This is a genomic window from Flavobacterium sp. 22659 (genome assembly GCF_052044235.1).
Lineage (GTDB): Bacteria > Bacteroidota > Bacteroidia > Flavobacteriales > Flavobacteriaceae > Flavobacterium > Flavobacterium johnsoniae.
Genome location: NZ_JBQEMU010000009.1, coordinates 13,341 through 38,111 on the forward strand (window position 1 = coordinate 13,341; position 24,771 = coordinate 38,111).

The 24,771-nt window shown below is 33.1% G+C and carries 21 protein-coding genes; all 21 read left to right on the top strand.

The genetic code is table 11. The features are described from left to right. Position 1: 1 nt before the first annotated feature. The 21 genes from ACTJIW_RS10990 (at position 2) to ACTJIW_RS11090 (ending at position 24,710) form a co-directional block, all read left to right on the top strand. Complete coding sequence (locus ACTJIW_RS10990) at positions 2-3,337, top strand: SusC/RagA family TonB-linked outer membrane protein (protein WP_012026636.1); 3,336 nt, start codon at positions 2-4, stop codon at positions 3,335-3,337. 11 nt (positions 3,338-3,348) lie between these two features. Beyond that, entirely contained in the window at positions 3,349-4,671 is a 1,323-nt protein-coding gene (locus ACTJIW_RS10995; protein ID WP_274250898.1) for a RagB/SusD family nutrient uptake outer membrane protein, read from the top strand. A gap of 203 nt (positions 4,672-4,874) precedes the next feature. Beyond that, entirely contained in the window at positions 4,875-5,639 is a 765-nt protein-coding gene (locus ACTJIW_RS11000; RefSeq protein WP_440715040.1) for a LytR/AlgR family response regulator transcription factor, read from the top strand. 226 nt (positions 5,640-5,865) lie between these two features. Next, positions 5,866-6,450 carry an NUMOD4 domain-containing protein gene (locus ACTJIW_RS11005; protein WP_012026640.1) on the top strand — a complete coding sequence of 195 codons (585 nt, stop codon included), beginning with the start codon at positions 5,866-5,868 and terminating at the stop codon, positions 6,448-6,450. A gap of 224 nt (positions 6,451-6,674) precedes the next feature. Next, positions 6,675-11,780, top strand: coding sequence for a T9SS type A sorting domain-containing protein (locus tag ACTJIW_RS11010; protein WP_440715041.1), 5,106 nt, complete (start codon positions 6,675-6,677; stop codon positions 11,778-11,780). Positions 11,781-12,099: 319 nt separating this feature from the next. Further along, positions 12,100-13,488 carry a dihydrolipoyl dehydrogenase gene (gene lpdA, locus ACTJIW_RS11015; protein ID WP_440715042.1) on the top strand — a complete coding sequence of 463 codons (1,389 nt, stop codon included), beginning with the start codon at positions 12,100-12,102 and terminating at the stop codon, positions 13,486-13,488. 358 nt (positions 13,489-13,846) lie between these two features. Next, on the top strand, positions 13,847-14,026 hold the full coding sequence (locus ACTJIW_RS11020; RefSeq protein WP_121360553.1) for a SymE family type I addiction module toxin: 180 nt from the start codon (positions 13,847-13,849) through the stop codon (positions 14,024-14,026). A gap of 145 nt (positions 14,027-14,171) precedes the next feature. Next, positions 14,172-15,125, top strand: a complete 954-nt coding sequence (locus ACTJIW_RS11025; protein ID WP_012026642.1) for an SPFH domain-containing protein — start codon at positions 14,172-14,174, stop codon at positions 15,123-15,125. Continuing rightward, on the top strand, positions 15,125-15,367 hold the full coding sequence (locus ACTJIW_RS11030) for a hypothetical protein (RefSeq protein ID WP_012026643.1): 243 nt from the start codon (positions 15,125-15,127) through the stop codon (positions 15,365-15,367). Before ACTJIW_RS11025 ends, ACTJIW_RS11030 begins: the two co-directional genes overlap by 1 nt. Before the next feature lie 12 nt (positions 15,368-15,379). Next, positions 15,380-16,351: a hypothetical protein gene (locus ACTJIW_RS11035; protein WP_440715043.1), complete on the top strand. Its 972-nt coding sequence runs from the start codon at positions 15,380-15,382 to the stop codon at positions 16,349-16,351. Between the two features lie 24 nt (positions 16,352-16,375). Continuing rightward, entirely contained in the window at positions 16,376-17,335 is a 960-nt protein-coding gene (locus ACTJIW_RS11040) for a DUF6620 family protein (protein WP_012026645.1), read from the top strand. Positions 17,336-17,439: 104 nt separating this feature from the next. After that, entirely contained in the window at positions 17,440-18,189 is a 750-nt protein-coding gene (locus ACTJIW_RS11045; RefSeq protein ID WP_440715044.1) for a DUF2314 domain-containing protein, read from the top strand. 213 nt (positions 18,190-18,402) lie between these two features. Next, positions 18,403-18,918, top strand: coding sequence for a TPM domain-containing protein (locus ACTJIW_RS11050; RefSeq protein WP_012026648.1), 516 nt, complete (start codon positions 18,403-18,405; stop codon positions 18,916-18,918). Between the two features lie 70 nt (positions 18,919-18,988). Continuing rightward, complete coding sequence (locus ACTJIW_RS11055) at positions 18,989-19,633, top strand: suppressor of fused domain protein (RefSeq protein WP_440715045.1); 645 nt, start codon at positions 18,989-18,991, stop codon at positions 19,631-19,633. Continuing rightward, positions 19,634-20,032, top strand: coding sequence for a hypothetical protein (locus tag ACTJIW_RS11060; RefSeq protein WP_440715046.1), 399 nt, complete (start codon positions 19,634-19,636; stop codon positions 20,030-20,032). A 122-nt stretch (positions 20,033-20,154) separates the two neighbouring features. Continuing rightward, positions 20,155-21,057 carry an arginase family protein gene (locus tag ACTJIW_RS11065; protein WP_149206613.1) on the top strand — a complete coding sequence of 301 codons (903 nt, stop codon included), beginning with the start codon at positions 20,155-20,157 and terminating at the stop codon, positions 21,055-21,057. 53 nt (positions 21,058-21,110) lie between these two features. Then, the gene (locus tag ACTJIW_RS11070; protein WP_012026653.1) at positions 21,111-21,542 is read left to right on the top strand and encodes a GNAT family N-acetyltransferase; all 432 of its coding nucleotides are present in this window, start codon (positions 21,111-21,113) and stop codon (positions 21,540-21,542) included. Between the two features lie 146 nt (positions 21,543-21,688). Further along, a complete protein-coding gene (locus ACTJIW_RS11075) occupies positions 21,689-22,102 on the top strand; it encodes a 3-hydroxyacyl-ACP dehydratase FabZ family protein (RefSeq protein WP_073408502.1) in 414 nt (137 codons plus the stop codon). A gap of 177 nt (positions 22,103-22,279) precedes the next feature. After that, on the top strand, positions 22,280-22,765 hold the full coding sequence (locus tag ACTJIW_RS11080) for an SRPBCC family protein (protein ID WP_440715047.1): 486 nt from the start codon (positions 22,280-22,282) through the stop codon (positions 22,763-22,765). A gap of 121 nt (positions 22,766-22,886) precedes the next feature. Next, a complete protein-coding gene (locus ACTJIW_RS11085) occupies positions 22,887-23,777 on the top strand; it encodes an SDR family oxidoreductase (protein ID WP_440715048.1) in 891 nt (296 codons plus the stop codon). Positions 23,778-23,795: 18 nt separating this feature from the next. Then, a complete protein-coding gene (locus ACTJIW_RS11090) occupies positions 23,796-24,710 on the top strand; it encodes a helix-turn-helix domain-containing protein (protein WP_149206610.1) in 915 nt (304 codons plus the stop codon). Positions 24,711-24,771: the final 61 nt, after the last annotated feature.

Here is a 24,771-nt window from a genome sequence, read left to right on the forward strand (position 1 = left end):
CATGAAAAAAATTCTACATGCCTTACTGCTGTTCCTGGCCATCGCAGGATACTCGCAGGAAACCCGAACTATTACGGGGATCATTCAAGATGAAGCAGACTTGTCGCCAATTCCTGGTGCGTCTATCTTTGTTGAGAATAATTCCATTTCAAACAAAACTGCTATGGCAGGTATTATTCAAAGTGAAGCTATTGGAACTACTACAGATTTCGATGGTAAATTCACCTTGAAAATTGCAAAAAATGTTACTTCTTTGAGAGTTGTTTTCATGGGATATAAATCGTATACTCTTGAATTAGACGGTCAAAAAAACTATACAGTTAACTTAAAATCTGAAACTGCAAAACTTCAGGAGGTTGTAGTAACTGGTTACCAAAAAATCGAGAAAAGAAAACTTACTGCTGCGGTTACAAAAATCGACATGGCTGCAATCCAGCAGACTGGGGTTTCGAGCATTGACCAATTATTAGTTGGACAAATTGCCGGAGTTGCTGTAAGTACACCTTCTGGAGCACCTGGAGCACCTGCTAAAATCAGAATCAGGGGTACAGCTTCTTTAAATGGTACACAAGATCCTTTATGGGTATTAGATGGTTTACCATTAGAAGGAAATGACGTTCCAAAAAACTTCGATAAAGACAACATCGACGTATTAAACAACTACTCTATTGCTGGTTTAAATCCAGATGACATTAAAGATATTACAATCTTAAAAGATGCTGCTGCAACAGCTATTTACGGTGCTCGTGCTGCAAATGGTGTAATCGTAGTAACTACTAAAAAAGGACGCGCTGGTAAAATGGTTGTAAGTTTTAACACTAATACCTTTATTACACAAAGACCTGAGTTTTCTAAATTAAACTTAATGAACTCAAACGAAAAAGTTGATTTCGAACTTGGTCTTGCTTCCCGCGAGGATTTAACTTACAGAGATACATCTGGTGATATTGCCCGTATCTTAAACGGAGCAAATGAATTAAATGCATACAGAGCCGGAGGATTCTCTGCTTTAAGCGGTGCAACACAAGAATCAATCAATGCTTTAAGAAACAACAATACAAACTGGGGTAACTTATTGTACCAAACTGCTATCAATACACAGCACGGTTTAAGTTTATCTGGAGGTGGTGAAAAATCAGATTACTATTTCTCTTTAGGATACTATGATGAAAAAGGAACAACTGTAGGAACAGGTTTCAAACGCTACAACGTAACCTTAAAAAACAACTACGAAATTACAGATAAATTCAAAGTTGGTGTTAGTCTTTTTGGTTCAGAGAACAAAACTTCATCTTACTTAACAGATACTAATGCATATACAAATCCTGCAAATTATTCTAGAAACGTAAACCCATATTTAACTCCTTTTAATGAAGATGGAAGTTATAAATATGATAAAGATGTTGTAGGACTTGTTGGCGGTGATTATATTCCATTTAACTTTTTAGAAGAAAGAGAAAATACTTCTTACGATTTAAAAACAAGATCTATAAAAGCATTATTAGATGCTGAATATAAAGTTACTAAAGATTTAAGAGTAACTTCTCAGTTAGGTTTACAGTTAGATAATACATCTACTGAAAAATATGCTGGTGAAAACAGCTACTACACAAGAGTACAAAGAGAAAGATCAAGCTACTTTAGCGGTGGAAAAAAATATTTCCTTCCAGTTGGAGGTATTATCCAAAATTCTAATGCTGACTTTTTTCAGTACAACCTAAAAACAATGGTGAACTACTCTAAAACTTTAGGAGAGAAACACGAAATTGAAGCAATGGTTGGTAATGAGTTAAGACGTAATGACGCAACATCAATTTCTACTAAAGGTTTTGGTTATAATGCTCAGAATTTAACAACGCAGCCAATCTTATTCCCAAATGCATCTTTCGCAACAGGAGCAACTTGGAGAACGTATGCTAAAACTAAAAATGAAAATGCATTTGCATCATTCTTTGCAACAGCATCATATACTTATGATAGAAAATATAGTGTATTTGGAAGTGTTAGATACGACGGTTCTGATTTATTTGGTGTAGATCCAAAATACAAATACCTGCCGCTTTATTCAACTTCTGCTTCATGGGCAGTGTCTGAAGAAAATTTCTTAAAAGATAATTTAACACTTTCTAATTTAAGACTTCGTGCTTCTTACGGTTTACAAGGTAATATTGACAAAGGTACTTCTCCTTATGTAGTAGGTGCAAACAGTACAGGTACAATACTTCCTGGTAATACAGAACAAACTGTTGTTGTTATAAGCCCGCCTAATGAAAAATTACGTTGGGAAAAAACTACAAACACGAATATTGGAGCAGACATTGGTTTATTCAACAACCGTATCAGCATTGTAACTGATATTTATGGAAGAAAAAGTACTGACTTAATTGGTCTTAGATCACTTCCATTAGAAAATGGTTTTGAATTTACAAATATGAACTGGGCACAAGTAAGTAACAAAGGTTATGAGATTACTTTGTCTACAAAAAACATCGACCGTCCTAACTTTAAGTGGAATACAAGTATTAACTTTTCTCACAATAAAAGTAACGTAGACCGTTTACAAATTAGAGATAACAGTTACTTACCAAATCAGGAAGGTTACGCTGTAAATGCAGTATTTGGATTTAAAACTAATGGTGTTGACGAAAATGGATATCCATTATTTGTAAACAAAAATGGAGAAACTGTAAACGCTCAAACATTCTTTAAACTGGTAGATGGTTTCCCAGATTTTCCAGGAATTATCTCTGACTCAGGATTAACTCCAGCAGAATTTAGAGATTTATTTGTTTACTTAGGAGATAGAGATCCAAAGTTCACAGGAGGTATCACTAATACATTCAAGGTAAGTAATTTTGATCTTACAGTTGCAGCTTCTTTCAACATTAAGCAGACTGTTACAAGAACTCCTCCTTATAACGGAACATTAGTAGACAGAGGACAAAACTACAGTAGAGATATATTAAATGCTTGGTCTCCAACAAATACATCTTCTACTTTACCTGGAATTACAAGTGAAACAGGCGGAACTGGAGATTCTTGGATGGCAAATCAATTTTTTGCAGGAAGAAATCAAGTAGAAACATTAAATTACTTAGACATTTATGCAAGTGAAATGAGCTACATGAGATTAAGCAGTGTGCGTTTAGGCTATACATTCCCTAAAACGTTTACAGATCACATCAATATAGCAAGTATCAGATTAAATGTTGAGGCAAGAAACTTATTCGTAGTAAGCTCTGATTACAAAGGTTACTTTGATCCTGAAACTTTTGGAAACATTTATGCACAACCAGTTCCTAAGTCATTCACTTTAGGATGTAATGTAACTTTCTAATAAAATTAAAGATGAAAAAAATCTCAAAATATATTTTACTTTTTGTTGCTGCAATTGCTGTAACAAGCTGCGATGACTATTTAGACATCCAACCTCTCGGAAAAGTAATTCCTGAAACATTACAAGATTATCGTGGTGTCCTTACAACAGGGTATGTAGCTTATCCTGATCACAAATCGATAACAGCAGTTCGTACTGATGAATTAATACTAGATGGTGACGGCGATAGCGAAATTCCATTATACCAGGATATCTACGCTTGGAAAGATGCTGGTACAGATCGTCGAACAATGACTTTTCCATACCAAAATTTATATACGGTAATTTTTTATACGAATGTACTAATTAATGATGCTCAAGGAAAATTATCAAATTCTCCTGAAAAAGATCAACTAATTGGAGAAGCTTATGCTTTAAGAGCAATGGCTTATTTTGATTTGATTAACTTATTTAGTAAACCTTTCAATCCTGCAACGTCAGGATCTGACAAAGGTGTTCCATTAGCATTAAAAGTAGATTTAGAGCAGACTTATCCTTCTCAAACTGTTGAAGCAATTTACAATCAAATTATTTCTGACACTCAAGAAGCAGAAAGTTTACTTAATTTAAACACGCAGCCAAAAGGATTTAACTATCGTTTTTCTAAAGCCGCTTTGTATAGTTTAGAAAGCCGTATTTATCTATACATGCAGCAATGGCAGAAATCTCAGGATGCAGCTAATAAAGCCTTAGCTATAAACAATGCTTTAGTTGATTTAAAAGCAACTCCGGTATTAGCAACCAAATTTGATTCAAAAGAATCTATTTTAGCGCTTGAAGAAAATTATGATAATGGTCTTAAATTATTATCATATGCATCAGATGATTTACTTGCTGCTTATAACAGAACTACAGATTTACGTTTTCCAATTTACTTTGCAGCAAACGGAAGTAATTTCAGAATTCAAAAAGGAGCTAATGATGATCAAAAATGCTCTTTCAGAACATCTGAATTGTATTTAATTAAAGCTGAGACTTCATTAAAATTGAATAATCTGGCTGATGCTAAAACAACAGTTTTAACTTTCATCAAAAACAGATATACAGCATCTGGATTTACAAAGCTTGAAAGTGAAATCGCAGCAATGAATGCAGCTGATTTAACAACTTTTATTTTAGCAGAAAGACAACGTGAATTTGCTGTAGAAGGACAGCGTTGGTATGATTTAAGAAGAACAACTCAAAAACAAATTGTTCACACTTTCTTAAGTCAAACCTATACTTTGACACAAAACGATCCGCGATATACTATTCCAGTACCAGCAAACGCGAGATTAAACAATCCCAATCTATAAGTTACCTATTGTTTTTTTTGAAAAAGGTCCAGTTGCAAAACTGGGCCTTTTTTGCTTTTTAGCCAGAAAATAAATTTTAATCACAACAAAAAACAAAAACAACATTAAAAACATATTGTAAAAAATCCAGAGACAATTATATTTGCACAACCATTAAGAACTTCATTTTATTGAATGAAACTTTTTAACATCAGCCAAGAATAATGAGAATTGCCATTGTTGAAGACGAATATCTTGCTTCCAGTTATCTAAAATCGATTTTAGAGCAGCAGGAAATTTTACAGATTGCAGAAATTACAGTTTTAAAATCTGTAAAAGAAGCCGTCGACTTTTTTAAACATAACAATGTCGATCTCGCTTTTATGGACATTCACCTTGGTGATGGAAAAAGTCTTGAGATTTTTGAAAAAACCACAATCTCCTGCCCTGTTATTTTTGTTACGGCTTATGATTCTTACGCTATTTCGGTTTTCAAACACTTTACCATAGATTATCTTTTAAAACCTTTTGAAGAACAGGAATTATTAGAAGCCTTATTCAAATTCAAAAAAATAAAAGAAAGTTTTAATACCGATGCTGCAGTGCGGTCATTAGTCGCATTAGAAAATCCCGAAACAAACAAAATACAGCGTCATTTTTTAGTAAACCACGGCTATAAGCTAATTTCGGTAAACGAGTCTGAAATCAACTATTTTGCAGCATCCGGAAAGCATTTGTTTATCTATGTAAAATCTGGTAACAGTTACTTATACAACAATACACTTACAGACATCATAAACAGCCTCGATCCGTTTATTTTTTTTAAAGTAAACAGAAAATATATCGTAAGCCGAAATATTATAAAAGAAGTCGTAAAACATTCAAATCAAAAAATCGAATTAATTCTTACGGTTCCACCAGTCGAAGATGACCCTATTATGATTAGCAAAAAAGAAATAAATAATTTCAAAAACTGGCTTGATCAATAATTTTCAGCTTCAATTTCTCTTAAATTTTGGCTTTTGCCCAAAATCAAAAAACTGAATTATTCATAATTTAGGAATCAAAATCTGCCTAAAAACTGTCAAAACCATTTTAAAACGTTAAAATAGCGTTATAAGAATCATAAAATTGATAGTTCATTACCAGCACAATAGCATTCTTCATTTCGGAATTCTTTATCTTTGAGAGACAAAATTTAAATGAAAAAGAAAAATGCCACATAATAGATTTTACCCTAACGAAGTATTCAAAGAAATAGAAATAAACGCCTCATTACAACTTAAATATGCCATTTCAAACAGAGGAAGACTAATAAGCTTTACTGATGAAATTGAAAACGGCCGCATCCTTAAAGGCGGTTTGAGTGACGGATATCCAACTTTTAGATTTAAAGTCAAAAAAGACGACAAAATCATTAACAAATACTTATTTCTTTACAAATTAGTAGCCCAATATTTTATTCCAAAAGATTCTGAAGATCAAACTTATGTTCTGCATCTGGATTATAACCGAAGCAACGATGATGTAAGCAATTTACGCTGGGCAACAAAACAAGAAATGATGGCGCACAGCCGCAAGAGTCCGCGTGTAATTCAGGCCAAGAAAAACCTGATAGAACACAATTTAAAAGCCGACGGAAGAAAACTGACTACAACAAAAGTCATGTTAATTAAAAAAATACTGGCAAGACCAGAACAAAAAACCCGTTTAAAAATGATCGCCAAACAATTTGGTGTAAGCGAAATGCAGATCCGCAGAATTGCCAGCGGTGAAAACTGGGGACACGTTAAAGTTTAAAACTAAAAAAATACATTTTATCACTCAACACTAAGGAGCTTTCATTACTGAAAGCTCTTTTTTTTTAAACAAATTCCTACAAAGAATAACTAAAGCTATAAATTTTAACTTATGAATTAATTTTCTTTCAAAATATTAAAAAAATAAAAATAAAAAAGGCAGAATATTATGATAAAACAATTTTATTAATTGTAAACTTGCATACCAAATCCAAAGATAATTTTATGAAGAGAAAATTACTTATTTTACTATGCCTGTTTAGTTTATCTGCTTTCGCACAAAACACTTTAATTCCTGACCAAAATTTCGAACAAAAACTAATTTCCTTAGGATTAGATACGGTCATTGATGGAAAAGTACCAACTTCGAATATTTCATCTATAACCTCCTTAGATGTCAGCTCTAGTTCGATTAAAGATCTTACTGGAATTCAGGATTTCGTTAACCTTCAAACCTTAAAATGTGCGTACAATCAATTAACTGCATTAGATGTTAGACAAAATACGAAACTGACTCTTTTATCTTGTTACGCCAATCAAATAAAAAATCTTGATGTTAGACAAAATGAACTCCTCCAGACATTAGATTGTTACACCAATCAATTAAGCTCATTAGATGTTACTCAAAACACTGCTTTAACAGATTTATATTGTTTTGAAAATCAACTAACTTCTTTAAACACCTCAAAAAACACAAAACTTAATAGACTTTATTGTTCTGACAACTTAATTGGTTCATTAAACCTAACCAACAACCCATTACTTTTTTTTCTTAATTGCACTAACAATAAGATAAAAAATCTTGATATCACTAAGAATAATGGTTTAATGCATTTATTTTGCTCAAATAACCAAATCTCTTTAATTGATGCTTCAAAAGTAACAGAACTTCGAAATATTGATGTATCCTCTAACAAACTTGTGAGCTTAAATCTAAAAAGCGGAAAAAATACATTAATAAATCTTGGTCAAAACCTCTTTGCAAACAATCCAAACCTGGCTTGTATACAGGTAGATGATGTAAGTTATTCTAATTCAAAATGGGCTGGTGCTAAAGATGCAACGGCAATTTATTCTCTTGATTGTCCTCGTTACACTGCTATCCCGGACATTAATTTTGAAAACAAGCTTATTTCTTTAGGAATTGATTCTGGAGCCCCAGACGGAGTAGTATTGACTTCAAAAATTTCTAAAGTTACAACATTAGACTTGGGAACCAATACAACAATTACGGATCTAACCGGAATACAAGACTTTACAGCTCTGCAAAGATTGTACTGCCAAGGAAATACTGGGCGTGCAGGTGACGGCGGAAACGGAAAACTAACAACTCTTGATGTGTCTAAAAATGTTAATTTGACAGTACTGCATTGTGGATATAACCAAATTACAAGTTTAGATGTCAGCAATAATCCACTACTGATTTCTTTAAACTGTAATGTCAATAAATTAACAGCTATTGATGTTTCTAAAAACACTAAACTCGATAATTTAGACATAAGCAGTAATTATATTACTGAGCTCAACGTTTCTAAAATTCCAACTTTACGTTATTTAAGTGCTTATTCTACAAAAATTACATCACTGGATATTTCAGCCAATCCGATACTGGTTGGACTATTTTGTAACAATTCGGCTTTGACCAGTTTAAACTTAAAAAACGGTCACAATGATTTAATTGCTCCTCAAAGTATAAGCTTCAAGGCAAATCCGGAGTTAACTTGTATTCAGGTTGATAATGCGGTAAATTCAAACACAAATTGGGCAAATGCAAAAGATGCATCTGCAAGTTATTTAACAAATTGCCAGCCATACACTTTAATTCCTGATATTAATTTCGAAAACAAACTTATTGCCTTAGGAATTGATTCTGGAACTCCAGACGGAAAAGTTTTAACCGCAGATATTTCTACAGTAACAACATTGGATTTAGGAACCGATACAATGATTACCGACCTAACCGGAATACAGAATTTTACAGCTCTGGAAAGATTATACTGTCAAGGAAATAGCGGGCGTGCAGGCGATGGCGGAAACGGAAAACTAACGACTCTTGATGTTTCTAAAAATGCTAATTTAACTGTACTGCATTGCGGTTTCAATCAAATTACAAGCTTAGATGTCAGCAATAATCCATTATTGATTTCTTTCAATTGTAATGTCAATAAATTAACGGCCATTGATGTTTCTAAAAACACTAAACTCGATAATTTAAACATAAGCAGTAATAATATTACTGAACTTAATGTTTCTAAAATTCCAACTTTGCGTTACTTAAGCACTGATTATACAAAACTTACAACGCTCGATATTTCTGCAAATCCGTTAATGGTTGGATTATTCTGCAATAATTCGGCTTTGACCAGTTTAAACTTAAAAAACGGCCACAACGATTTAATTGTTCCTCAAAGTATAAGCTTCAAGGCAAATCCGGGGTTAACTTGTATTCAGGTTGACAATGCAGTAAATTCAAACACAAACTGGGCAAATGCAAAAGATGCCTCTGCGAGTTATTCAACAAATTGCCAGCCATACACTTTAATTCCTGATATTAATTTCGAAAACAAACTCATTGCTTTAGGAATTGATTCTGGAACTCCAGACGGAAAAGTTTTGACCGTAAATGTTTCGACAGTAACAACATTGGATTTAGGAACCAATACAACTATCACTGACCTAACCGGAATTCAGGATTTTACAGCTCTGCAAAAATTATTCTGTCATGGGAATTCAGGACATATTGAAACAGGAGGAAATGGAAAACTGACTACTATTGATGTTTCTAAAAACACAAAACTTACTGTTCTTGACGTTTCATACAATCAAATTGCAAATTTAGATGTCAGCAATAATCCATTATTAATTTCTTTAAATTGTAACGTTAATAGATTGACTTCAATAGATGTTTCTAAAAACATTAAACTGGACAATTTAAATGTAAGCACCAATAAAATTACAGAAATAAATGTATCTACAATTCCAACCTTGCGTTATCTTTTCTGCGATTACACTACACTAAGGAGTTTAGATATCTCAAATAATCCTGCTATAGTTGGTTTAACTTGTAACAATAGTTCTTTAACAAATTTAAATTTAAAAAATGGTTACAATCAATTAATTGCTGCTCAAAGTATAAACTTTAAAGCAAATCCGGCTTTAACTTGTATTCAGGTTGATAATGAAACAAACTCTACTGCAAACTGGTCTGCTGCAAAAGACGCATCAGCAAGTTATTCAAATGATTGTCAGTACGGTTTATATACACTTATCCCTGACAGTAATTTCGAAAAGAAACTAATTACATTAGGAATCGATACAGGAACGCCAGACGGGAAAGTTTTAACCTCAAACGTTAATAATGTTACCTCTTTAGACGTTTCATACAGTAATATTACAAATCTAAGCGGTCTTGAAGCTTTTACGTCTTTAACATCTCTAAAATGTTATGGAAACTATACTTTAACGGCTTTAGATGTTAGAAAAAATACCAAATTAACAACATTGGATTGTAATAATAATTATCTGGTAACAACCTTAGATGTATCACAAAATACTGCTTTGACTTACTTAAATTGTTACAGCAATAAACTCACTACTTTAGATGTAAGCAATAATAAAAACTTAACAACTTTACAATGTGCATCAAACAAATTAACAAGTTTAAATGTAGCAAACAATAAAGCCTTAACGAAATTAGATCTTGGCTATAATTTAATTTCAAGTTTAGATGTATCGCAAAATAAAGAATTAACATCATTAACCTGTACCTCAAATCAAATTTCGAATTTAGACATCAGTTTAAATACAAAATTAATTGAATTATGGGCTGGAAATAACCTGTATACTACTTTAGATGTTTCAAACAACACTGCTTTGACATCATTAATATGCAATACAAATCAATTAACAACATTAGACGTTTCCAGAAATACTGCATTAACTAGATTGTTGATTTATAAAAACAAAATAACAAACATAGACGTTTCAAGTAATACTTTATTGAGTTCTTTTGATTGTAATTCAAACTTAATTACCAATCTTAATGTTTCAAAAAATATAAATCTGGATTATCTATATTGTGATAATAATAAATTAACAGCCTTAGATGTTTCTAATAACACTAAACTAGGCACTTTAAATTGCGGCAACAACAAACTTACAAGTCTGGACATATCTAACAATAAAAATTTAAGTTGGTTAGAATGTGAATCTAACCAATTGGTAAATCTGAACTTAAAAAATGGAAAAAATACGCTATTTGACAGTTTTCCAAACCCAGACCCAAATTATACTATTTATCAAATCGATTTCAGAAATAATCCTGATTTAACTTGTATTCAAGTTGATAATGCAGAATATTCAAACGAAAAATGGTCAACCAGAAAAGATGCATCTGCAGAATTCAGCAACGATTGTAACAATACCACATTGATAACCGATTCTAATTTTGAAGATTTCCTAATTAGCGCCGGTATAGATACTGACGGAAAAAACGGCCGAGTTTCTACTTCCAGCATTAGTAATATTAAGTTTTTAGATATTTCAAATTCAAACATATCAGATTTAACCGGACTTGAAAACTTTACCGCTTTAGAGAAATTTATCTGCGCAGGAAATTCTATTACAACAATTAATATGTCTGCTAATACTCAGTTAACTTATCTTGATATTTCAAATAATCCCCTAACGAGCGTTAATGTTTCTAATAACAAATTATTGAAAGAGTTTTATTGTAACGGAATGCAGATTATTATTAGAAAATCTTCTTCAAGCCCAAGTAAATTAACAACTCTGGATTTATCAAACAATACTTTGCTTACAAATCTTGATTGCTCAAATAATCAGTTAACAAGCCTTGATTTATCCAAGAATACAAATCTAATCGAAATAAACTGTTCTAATAATGATTTAAACGATTTGAATTTACAAAACGGAAATAACAGCATTTTGGTTAATTTAAATCTAAAAAACAATGCAAAATTGTCTTGTATAAAAGTTGACAATCCTTCTTTTTCAACTGGTAATTGGACTGATTCAAAAGATCAAACAGCAGAATACTCGTCTACCTGTAAAACTTTAGGGACAAATGATCAAATTTTTAATAAAATAAATATTTATCCAAACCCGTCTAATGGAGATTTATATATAACAAATGCTGTATTAACTAAAGCAGCTGTATATGACAGCTTAGGAAAACTTGTAAAAACTGTAACTATAAATTCTGACAGTCTTGAAAATTATATTGATTTAAAAGGAATAGCATCAGGAGTTTATTATATATTCATAGAAAACACTGAAGCACAAATAGTTAAAAAAGTTATAATTAAATAAGCTTTCCTATTTTACAATAAAAAAAGACACATTTAAAAAGTAAAAATGTGTCTTTTTTTTATTTGAAAATTAAACATAGATCTTCCTTGCTTTTTTACTAAAAAAAGAATCAATACAACTTATATTTTATTCTTTTGTATAACTTTTACCTCAATCTCTGTGAAAAGACCAAAATCTCACTCGGTAAAAACAAATTTAAAGGCGTTCATTTAAAATAAATCCTTAAATTCGCAAGCACAAATAACAAAGAATCATCGAAAAATGAGTTTCGGAAAATTATAAACTTCATTTTCGATAGTTAATATTAAAAACCAAAAAAATGAAATACGACGTTATTGTTTTAGGAAGTGGTCCTGGTGGATATGTAACAGCGATTAGAGCTTCACAATTAGGCTTTAAAGTAGCTGTAGTTGAAAAAGAAAATCTTGGTGGTGTATGTTTAAACTGGGGATGTATCCCAACAAAAGCATTACTAAAATCTGCTCAGGTTTTTGATTACTTAAAACACGCTTCTGATTACGGATTAAAAGTTTCTGAATTCGATAAAGATTTCCCAGCAGTTATTCAGCGCAGCCGTGGTGTTGCAGAAGGAATGAGCAAAGGAGTTCAATTCTTAATGAAAAAAAACAAAATTGACGTTATCGAAGGTTTTGGAAAATTAAAACCAGGAAAAAAACTTGACGTTACAGATAAAGACAATAAAGTTACAGAATACAGCGCTGATCACATTATCATCGCAACTGGAGCTCGTTCTCGTGAGCTTCCAAACTTACCTCAAGACGGTGTAAAAGTAATTGGTTACCGTCAGGCAATGACATTACCAACTCAGCCAAAATCTATGATTATCGTAGGTTCTGGAGCAATTGGAGTAGAATTTGCTCATTTCTACAACTCAATGGGAACAGACGTTACTATTGTAGAATTTATGCCAAACATCGTTCCTGTAGAAGACGAAGACGTTTCTAAACAAATGGAGCGTTCTATGAAAAAAGCAGGTGTAAAAATCATGACAAACTCTTCTGTAGAAAAAATTGACACTACAGGAAACGGAGTTAGAGCAACTGTAAAAACTGCAAAAGGAGAAGAAATTCTTGAAGCAGACATCGTACTTTCGGCAGTTGGAATCAAAACAAACATCGAAAATATTGGTTTAGAAGAAGTTGGAATCGCTGTTGACAGAGATAAAATCTTAGTAAACGCTTACAACGAAACTAACATTCCTGGATACTACGCAATTGGAGACGTTACTCCTGGCCAGGCTTTAGCTCACGTAGCTTCTGCAGAAGGAATTAACTGTGTAGAAAAAATCAAAGGTTTACACGTAGACCCAATCGATTACGGAAATATTCCGGGTTGTACTTATGCAACTCCAGAAATCGCTTCTGTAGGTTTAACAGAAAAACAAGCAAGAGATAAAGGTTACGAATTAAAAATTGGTAAATTCCCATTCTCAGCTTCTGGAAAAGCAAAAGCTGCAGGAGCTGCAGACGGATTCGTAAAAGTAATCTTCGATGCAAAATACGGAGAGTGGTTAGGATGCCACATGATTGGTGCTGGTGTTACAGATATGATTGCTGAGGCAGTTGTAGCTCGTAAACTAGAAACTACAGGTCACGAAGTCCTTAAATCTATCCACCCTCACCCAACAATGAGCGAGGCTGTTATGGAAGCTGTAGCAGATGCTTACGGCGAAGTAATTCACTTGTAAAAATATACCGTTTTACGGTTATATATAATTCTCAATTAATTAAATCCGATTTGTGAAAACAGATCGGATTTTTTTGTTTGTCATTTCGACCGAAGAGAGAAATCGCACAAGAAATTCCACAAAGAAACTCTACAAAGTAAATCCCCCAATCTTGTCATTTCGACGAAGGAGAAATCTTCGCGAGAAACTCCGTATAGAATATCCTCAATCTTTGTCGAGTTACTTGCGAAGATTTCTCCTTCGTCGAAATGACAATACTTTGTCTTAAAATCAGATTTGTCATATTTTAAGTTGATAACATTCTCAACTATTCGTTAGACATTTGGTCATTACAAAACTTTGTCTTAAAACAACAACAATGAACAACGAGAGAAAACTTAAAATTCATTCTAAATATCAGAAAAGAACTTACAAAAACATTACCGTTCCATCAATTAAACTAGAAGGCAAATGGCTTGAAAAGCTTGGATTCAAAAAAGGAGACGTTGTAATTGTCGAGCAAAAGAAAAACAGACTTATTATTACCACCCAAAAATAATGAACCATCTTTTATCCAAACACAAATTCAAAACCGCAATACAAGTCTTAAAATTTAACAAACAAAAAGTTGTTAAAAACTTGATATAAAAAAACATTACAGATGTCTTATAATTCTTATTTTTAGCTCTTCTAAATAAGAATTCATGAAACTACCTTTTATAGAAATAATCGAAGCCGCAACGAGTGATCCTAATTTACTGATGTGGAAATTTTATGATGAAGATAAAGAAATCAAAAACGGAGCAAAACTAACCGTTCGTGAAAGTCAGCACGTTATGCTTTTAAATGAAGGCCAGCTTGCAGATGTTTTTTCTCCGGGACTTCATACTTTATCTACAGAAAACATTCCTATTTTAAGTAAATTAAAAGGCTGGAAATACGGTTTCGAAAGTCCGTTTAAAGTCGACGTTTACTTTTTTAACACACACCAATTCATCAATAATAAATGGGGAACTCCTGCTCCTATTTTGATGAACGACCCGCAGTTTGGGCAAATCAGAATCCGCGCTTTCGGTAGTTTTGATATTAAAATTGCCGATCCTGCTAAATTCTTCCGTCAATATGCCGGAACTTACAAACAGCTTACCATTTTCGAATTGCAAAATCAGTTACGAGATTTTGTGGCACCAAAATTTGGAGAAGTTTTGGCAAACGAAAATATTACCGTTACTGATGTTGCTGGAAATATTACACAATTAGGAAAAAAAATCGAGCCTTATCTTAAACCCTATTTTGAGCAGTTAGGTATCGAGTTAACCCAATTTGTAATTACAAGCGTAACCTTGCCGGAAGAAGTTACAGCACATTACGATAAAATCACCAATATGAATATGGTAACCGATATGGATAAATTTACCAAATTCAATACCGCAACGGCAATTGGCGACAAAGGAACCGCGCTTCACGATGCAACACAAAATGCCGTGACCATGGGAATTCTTTTAAACCAGTTACAGCAGAATAAAGAAACACCAAAGCAGGAAACAGCAGACGATTTAACGTCTAAACTTCAAAAACTGAAATCTTTATTTGACGCTGGTTTAATTGACGAAGATGAATTCAAAAACAAGAAAACTGAACTATTAAGCCAATTGTAATGGAAGAAAAAAAAGTCAATTCGTTTTTGAGCAGACTCAAAGAAAATGCACAGAAACAAACCAATTATGGAGGTGAAATGGAAATTACCGAAGCCAAAATGAATGCAAAAGACTGCCCAAACTGCGGTGCAGGAAGAGCAAAACAAGACGGTTTAACCCATTGCGCCTATTGCGGATTTGAGTTTTTAAACGTAAAACTTACAGACGGGGTTTATATTAAAAAAGAAGATAATTCAATTTAAAAATTAGATAACGTGTTCGGACTATTTAACAAATCAAAAAACAAAGAAAACCAAGCAAACCAAACAAATCAAGTAAGCAGAGAATCATACCCGGAATGGTATGCAGAACTTCAGGAATCACAACAAAGATGGTTCGCTTTCTTAGAAAAACTCGAAGCAAAAATGGAAGAACTGGCTGTAGCCGCAATTCCGGAGTTAAAACAGCTTTTGCAGGATGATGAAGATATGTACAAGAGGACTTTTCAAAGAGTTTATTCAGGCATAAACGGTCAGTTAAACAATATTAGGGAAAAAGCCAGAGATACACACGAAGAAAAAATCGACAGTATTTATTACGACCTCGATTCAAGAGTTTCTGTTTTAGACAAAAATCATGATTTATTATCTGATTTTAGAAGTGCGTGTTCAGATCGTTACAATGATTTTGACGATAAATACGACTATTGGAGAAAACAAATCGAAAAAACTCAGGAACGCGATCTGGAAATCGAGTACAAAAAAATTCTGGACGAATACGAAACCATCAAAAGCAAATTTAACTGCACGCAGTGCGGCGGCAATATAGAAATCGAGAAAATATTTTTAATCGAAACCTATATCACATGCCCATACTGCCAGACACAAAATACATTTGCTCCAAGTACACTGGGAAGAAACCTTCAGAATATTGCCAAAGAACTTGCAGAACAGCGAACAGCTCATTTGTATGACGCTTATGAAAGTGAAAAAGACAAAGAGCGTGATTTGTACCATAAACGTCATGAATTAAGCCTGAGCACCATTCACGAATCTGATAAAAAAGTTTTGGCAGAAATTCAGGCAAAAATGGACGATCTTGAAGAACAAAGACAAGTTGCTATTAAAAATGCTCCAAAATTGTATCAGGTTTATTTAAGAGCCATGTATGACGAGTGGAATAAAATTACGCCCGATTTAAAAGAGCACAACGAAAAAATGTATCAAAATCAATTACAATACCTATAAATTATTAACCCTAAAATTTGAAAAATGTTTAAAAAACTTTTTGGAGCTCTAACTGGAGACAATAAGCAGGAAAACCAAAACTATGAAGCGCAGACTTCAAATGATAATTATGAAAATGATTATGAAGATGAATATCAGGAAGTAGAATACGATCCGGAAACTTTACACGGAACACATTATACTGTAGAAGATTTTGATGCAGAAGTAGCTGAAAGAGCCGAAGCATGGATTGCAGACGAACGTGCAAGCGGAGAAAACCTTGAAGATAAAGATATTAAAAACATCTATTTTAATTATAGAAGAACAGTTTATACAGAATGGAACAACTGCGATTCAGACCAAATGATTCGTTTTGAACACGCTAATTCTTTAAAATACAGCGGAGTTCAAACTTCGGGTTTTGTAAAAGTAGACGATAATAATCCGTTTTTAGAACCAGTTCACGGTGTAGATTTAAGAACTTACACGGCAATGTGTCTTAAAATAAGTGCAGGAGTAGATTATCTAGAAGTTTGCAAAGCAATGGGATTTGAACCAGCAGTTTGGGAAGAATTAAACACAATCTGGCCGCAGCGTATGGGCGAAGATACTTCATTTACCGTTACAACTTTATTTGGCCAGTATTATGCCGAAAATGTAACAGTTCCTCAATTAGAAAACCTGAAAGCTGAAATTTCAGAAGAAGGCGCAGCAAATCTTGAAAGAATAAAAACTGATCGTTATTTCTACGAAGAACTAGCAGGTGCAAGACAAGCGGCTTACGAATACGGAATTGACGGCGCTCAATGGATTTTAGATACTTTTGGAATCAACCTTGCCGATTTTCAGTCTGTCGCAATGCAATGGATGACAGAGCAAAACCAAAACTGGAATTCAGCAGACATTACAGAATTTCACGATTATCAACAAGCAAAACAAAAAGAATATGCAGCCAAATTTGCTGCTGAACAAGGCGGAAATATCGCAGACGATGTAAATTTCTAAATTCCACTTCTTTTGATGATTAAAAAACCGATTTGCAAAACAAATCGGTTTTTTATTCGTTAAAATAGCACAATCACAAAAGTTACTTTATAAAAAAATATACAATGGAAAACACACCAATATTCTTTGCCGATGGAGAAAATCCAAAAATGATCGAAGCCTACAAAAAAGCACAAGAAACCTTTAAATATTTCTGGAGAGAATTATCGTGGGAATACCGCAGAATAATTCCCGGACTAGACGTTGCCTGCGTAAAACTGGCATTTACTCAGGAAATAGACGGTGAAACTGTTTTAGAACACATGTGGATTAACGACGTAAATTTTGACGGCGATACTATTTATGGAACTTTGGTAAACCAGCCAAACGAATTAACGAATGTAAATAATGGAGACGAAATTGAAATTCCGGTAAACCAAATCAGCGACTGGTTATTTGCAAGCCAGAGAAAAACTTACGGAGCATTTACCATACACGCCATGCGATCTGAAATGAGCGAAGATGAAAGAAATGAACATGACGAAGCCTGGGGATTAGATTTTGGAGATTACAACGATATTTTGGTAGTGTCTGACCAAAAAGAAAAACCAGAAAATCTTATAGAACATCCTATGAGCAAAAACATGAAAGAGAGCCTTATCGATTTTGTAAAAAACAATCCGGAAGAACTTACTTCGCAAGATGAATTGGGTTATACTTTTTTACATCGCGAAACTATTGCAGGAAATAGTACATCAGTCGAAGTTTTGCTAGAATCTGGCGCAGACAAAAATGCTAAAAATCATCTGGGCAAAACAGCTTTAGATTATGCTGAAAAACTAAAATGGAATCACTTGATACCATTATTTCAATAAAATAAAAAATCCGATTTAGCAGAAGATAAATCGGATTTTTTATTTTTAAAAAGCCAGTAAGGCACTATTGCCAAAATATCAAAACAAGCAGAATTAAAATACGGGTTTTAAAAAATTATTTTTCATTTTAAAACAAAAAACTAATCTTTTTTTCGTCTGTTTAAAATAAAGAATATGCTACTTTTGCAGCACCAAATCTAATCTGCAAGTGTGATGAAAAAAATATTCTTCATTATTTTAATTATCTTGTTTTCACCAAGTATAGTATTTTCTCAGGCAAAAAAAGAAAAGAATGTAAATACCGATCCAAAAAACGTTTTTTCAAGACCTTATGACTATGTAAACGACTTCGAAAAAATCATGAATGCCGATCAAATTACAACACTTACCAATACACTGAAAGCATTCGAAAAAAAACATCTTTATAAAATTACCGTAGTAACCACATCTACGATAGAGCCTTATACCTCTTTTCCTGATTATGCTCTTGAGTTAGACAAATATCTGGCAGTCGATCCTAAACTAGACCCTACTATTTTAATCGTTGTAAGCAAACAATTAAGACAAATTCAGGTTCAAAGCATTGATCTTATTCGTTATAAATTAAGTGATAATGACACCCAGAATATTATAACCACTTATGCAGTACCAGAATTTAAAAAAGGAGACTACTCTAAAGGTTTGGAACTTGCTGTCGAACAAATAATGAATAAATTAAAAGTTTATTAATTAAAAGAAGTTTCTTCTTAATATCAAAAAGTCATATATTGTATCTCGTTAAAATCACAAAAAGAGATATATGACTTTAGAAGAATATAAAAAAGAATTTTCAGAAGACGACTCTGTTGGATGGTTAGAAATTGACAAAGTATTTGATCAGCTTTATCCAGAACAAGAACCCAAACATTTTGCACCGGCAATCAGCTATATGTTAGGCGGAGAAAGTCCGCTTGACGGTGTCAGTATTTACGAAAGTAAAAAGCAAGAAGATCATTTTCATTTTGTAACCTATGGCTTTTCAGAATTGTACTATAATGAAGAAAAAGTCAACGGAGAATTCAGTAAATGGGGATTTGAACTTACTTTCAGGCTTAAACCTTTTGAAGCCGATAACGGAAACCCAAGCTGGGCGGTTGCACTTTTGCAGAATATTGCCAAATATGTTTTTAGTACAGGTAACTGGTTTGAAGAATTTCATTATATGCCGGCCAATGGTCCTATAAGACTTGACACCGAAACCGATATTACTGCGCTGGTTTTTGTAAACGATCCCGAAATAGAAAAAATACAAACCCATCACGGCGAAGTTTCTTTTCTGCAAATCGTTGGAATTACTTCTGCAGAATATGAACATATCAAAGAAAACCCCGAAACTGTTGAAGAACTGGTAAATAAATTAAAAGAAAACAATCCTTTATTAATAACCGATTTAAACCGAAAATAAATGGCAAATTCTTTTTATTCCTATTCAGCTTATATATCACCGTCTTCAAATGCAGATATTAAGGTTTTAAAAGAGTTTCTAGATGCCTTTTATCAAGAATCTGATAATAAAATCACATTAAGTGATAATCAAATTACTATAACTTTTGATGACGAATATAACTTCTATATTTATTTAGCAGAAGAAGAACATGTAAATCAAGAAGCACTCGAAATTGCCGATTATTTAGAAGAAGACTGGAATGAAACCCCTTATGATAAAGAAAAATTAAAAGCATCAAAAAAGCGTTTTGAAATTTGGGGAGATCAAGATTTTGATATGGATTACTTCAATGACAGTCTTTTCATAATAGAGCAAGTGGAAAAGTTTAATGACATTATTATTTTTCAAAATCAATAAACAGTATTTATAGAATATCAAAATCCGATTTGCAATAAAACAGATCGGATTTTTATTTTGGACTGTTAAAAAAACTTCCACAGCCATATATTTTAATAACTTTAGGTTCAAAAAAAAGCATTATGAAAGAAATAACTATTGTCGAATTCACTTCTAATTTGGGCTTAAAAGAACCTCAAACCGGAAAAGAACCAGGCGTAAACCGTCTGCCCGATTGGTTATGGAAACACAATCTTCATAAAGCCATTACACCAAAAAATATCGTAAGACTTGATCCGCCCAGATATTCAAACATAAAAGATCCTCAAACCACTATTTTAAATGCAGACTCATTAGTTACTTATGCCAGAGAACAGGCTTATTTGATAAACAATTTAATCAGCGCCAATAAATTTCCGTTTGTACTTGGCGGCGACTGCAGTATACTTTTAGGAACCGCAATGGCTTTAAAGCAAAAAGGAAATTACGGTCTATTCTATCTCGACGGTCATACTGATTTTATGGATGTTTCTTTATCTGAAACCGGCGGTACAGGCGGCATGATTGCGTCTATTGTTACTGGAAACGGACACGAAAAATTAACCAATATTCTTAACTTGTCTCCATACATAAAAGAAGAAAACATTTGGTGTGTGGGCAATCGCGAATATGATGACGAATACGAAAATGAAATCAGAAAATCTTCTGCAGTATATTTAAGTTTAAAAGAATTACGAAAACAAGGTATTAAAAACTCTGTACAGTCTTTTCTTTTAGAAGTTGAAAGTAAAAAGCTAGACGGTTTCTGGCTGCACATCGATGTCGATGTTTTAAACGACTCTGTTATGCCCTGCGTAGACAGCCGAACTCCAGACGGACTGACTTACGACGAATTTAATGAACTTACCTCCTATTTGTTTCAAAGTCAAAAACTAAGCGGACTCGAAATTACAATTCTCGATCCGGATTTAGACCAAACCGGAGAATACACTAAAGAATTTGTCGCTAATATAACCTCAACTTTTAATCAGAACTTCAACAATTAGCATTTAAAACTTAAAAAAGCTCCTTTTAAAAGAATAGAGCAGCAAATCATTTCATGGAAATAACCGAAATTAGAAATAAAGATTACGAAACACTGAAAAACCTATTTTTAAAAGAAAGACAAAGAACTTTTTCATGGCTTGACACCTCAGAATTTCAATTAGATGATTTTGAAAAACATACACAGGGAGAACATATTCTCGTTGCATTATTAGACGACATTCCTGTAGGTTTTATTTCGATCTGGATGCCTGCTAATTTTATTCATCATTTGTATGTCGATCAAAAACACCAAGGCCGGAAAATTGGAACGGCATTATTAAAAGCTGCAATTAATAAATTTAAGCTTCCGCTGACTTTAAAATGCCTCGAAAACAATAGCAAGGCAGTAGAATTTTATATAAAAACAGGATTTACGGCAAAAGAAAAAGGCCAGTCCGGCAACGGAACTTATATTCTTTTTGAGCTTTCAAAAAATATTGATTAACCTCAAAAATCAAGAACTTATGAATAACAATTAAAAATCGTTGAAAAATTAAAATTTATCTGATCTGAAACTCAAAAATGGATAAAATTTCAACATAGAATAATCCCCAGATTTTACTTATATTGCAAGGAACAAAAATTACAAGCATGTCAAAAAATATTGAAAGTCTTATTCCGCACAGAGCACCATTTCTTTTCGTAGATGAAGTTATATCCTATACTAAAGAAGAAATAATTGGCTTTAAAACATTTGGCGAAAAAGACAACTGGTTAAAAAGTACTTTTAAAATATTCGATTTTATACCCGGAGCCATTTTAATAGAAGCTATGGCGCAATGCGGCGGTGCAGGCGTAAAACTTTTGGGAATAACAGATGGAATATTTGGTTTAGTAAGCATTGAAAATGCAGAATTTTACGGCAAAGCCAAATTTGGAGACAAAATAAAACTTGCAATTGAAAATATTCGTTTAGGCGAAAAAATAATAAAACAACAAGGGACTGCATACATCAACGACAAACCCATCGTTAAAGCCGGCTGGATGTGTGTAAAAATTTCATAGAGGCAAATTCAATATCAACATCAAATTCAATATCAATATCAAATCTAAAATCTAAAATCTAAAATCTAAAATCTAAATTAATCTTTGTCCGAAATCCCCCTTACAATTGTCTTTTAAAAACCCAACTTACTGATTTTTAAGCAATAAATTTGATATTCAATTTTAAAAACCATAAAAATGAATACAGCAGATTTTACTACAACAATACTTGTGAGCCAGTCACCAGAAGATGTTTTTAATGCCGTTACCAATGTTCGAGGCTGGTGGTCTGAAGAAATAGAAGGAAATACAGCCGCACAAAATGATGAATTTGATTATCATTACGAAGACGTTCATCGCTGTAAAATTGAACTTATTGAAGTGATTCCGAATCAAAAAGTGGTTTGGTTAGTTAAAGAAAATTATTTCAATTTTACAGAAGACAAAACAGAATGGACAGGAACAAAACCTACTTTTGAAATTACAGTAAAAGACGGAAAAACAGAACTTCGTTTTACCCATTTTGGTTTAACTTCAGAATATGAATGTTTTGAAATCTGCCGAGGTGCCTGGACAAATTATATTCAAAATAGTTTAAAAAAACTTATTGAAACCGGAAAAGGCGAACCAAACGCAACCGGAAAACCACAAACAGAAAACGAAAAAAGATTATCTAAAAGCTAAAAAACTCAGCAGCTTAGAAACTTAGAAGCTCAGAATCTTATTTAGACTACAACATTCGTAGATTTGGCTACAGCTGTTTATTTGATGCATTGCAACTTTGTAACATCAAAAATTAGAACAGATGAAAATTACTATTACAGGTTCTCTAGGGAACATCAGCAAGCCTCTGGCAAAAGAATTAATACAAAAAGGACATACTGTTACCATAATTGCCAGCAATACAGAAAGACAATCCGAAATCGAAAAATTAGGCGCAAAAGCAGCTATTGGATCTGTAGAAGATTTAGCATTTTTAACTAAAACTTTTACAGATTCAGATGCTGTATATTGTATGATTCCGCGTGCCAATTATTTCGATCCAAATCTTGATTTAGATGCTTTTACCCGTAAAATTGGAAACAATTATGCCGAAGCAATCAAACAATCTGGTGTAAAACGTGTCGTTTTTCTGAGCAGTATTGGAGCGCATTTAAAAGAAAAATCAGGAATTATTCAGCGTTACAACGAAATCGAAGCCGTTTTAAATACATTATCAGATGTTTCGATAACATTTATGCGCCCAACTTCGTTCTATTACAATTTACTGGCTTACATTCCAATGATCAAAAATCTGGGCTTCATTGCGGCCAATTATGGAGCAGATTCTATGATTCCGTGGGTTTCACCAAATGATATTGCAGCGGCAATTGCGGAAGAAATCACAACTTCGTCTCAAGGAAAAAAAGTCCGTTATGTGGCAAGCGAGGAACTAACCGGACACGAAACCGCAAAAATATTAGGCGAAGCAATAGGCAGACCAGACTTAAAATGGGAATTAATTAGTGATGAAGAAACCTTAAATGGCTTAATTTCTGCTGGTATGCAGCCAAAAATCGCCAACGGTCTGGTTGAAATGTATGCCGCGCTTTATAATGGTACACTGGCTCAGGATTATTTGAAAAACAAACCAGCAGTTTTAGGAAAAACAAAACTGACAGATTATGCAGAAGAATTTGCTGCAATTTATAATTAAAAATAAGTAATTTAGGTTATGGCAAATCAACACCCGCATCGAGTAAAAAGCATAAGCGAATTTCATGAGTTTCGAGATTTGCCAAAACCTGAACACCCTTTAGTGAGTGTTTATAATTTTGAGGATTTAAAATACCTCAACAAAGAAGAACCCAAAAGTCTTATTCTTGATTTTTATTCCATTGCATTAAAAAGAAATGCAAATGCCAAAATGCGCTACGGCCAGCAGGAATACGATTTTAAAGAAGGCGTTTTATTATTTATTGCTCCGGGTCAGGTTTTTTCTATTGAAGGCAATTCAGAACTGCAGCATACAGGATATTCTCTTTTAATTCATCCTGATTTTTTATGGAATACACCGCTTGCCCAGAAAATAAAACAATATGAATATTTTGGATATGCAGTTCATGAAGCTCTGCATCTTTCTGATAAAGAAGAAAAAATGATTATTGATATCATGAAAAATATTCAGCAGGAATACCAGTCTAACATTGACAAATTCAGTCAGGACGTAATTATTGCGCAAATCGAATTATTGCTTACCTATTCTGAACGCTTTTACAACCGCCAGTTTATAACCAGAAAAATAAACAATCATGAAATTCTGGCTCGTTTAGAAAAACTGCTCGAAGAATATTTCAACAATGATTCGATTATAAAAAAAGGAATTCCTACGGTACAGTACATTGCAGAAAATCTAAATGTTTCGCCCAATTATTTAAGCGGACTTTTAAAACATCTGACAGGACAGAGCACCCAGCAGCACATTCATAATAAACTTATAGAAAAAGCAAAAGAAAAACTTTCTACAACAAATTTATCTGTAAGTGAAATTGCTTTCGAATTAGGTTTCGAGCATCAGCAATCGTTTAGTAAATTATTTAAAACCAAGACAAACGTTTCTCCTTTAGAGTTCAGGCAGTCTTTCAATTAAAAAATATTTTAAGTAAATGCAATTCATAATTTTCATAAATTCGTAAGAACAAAATAAAAAT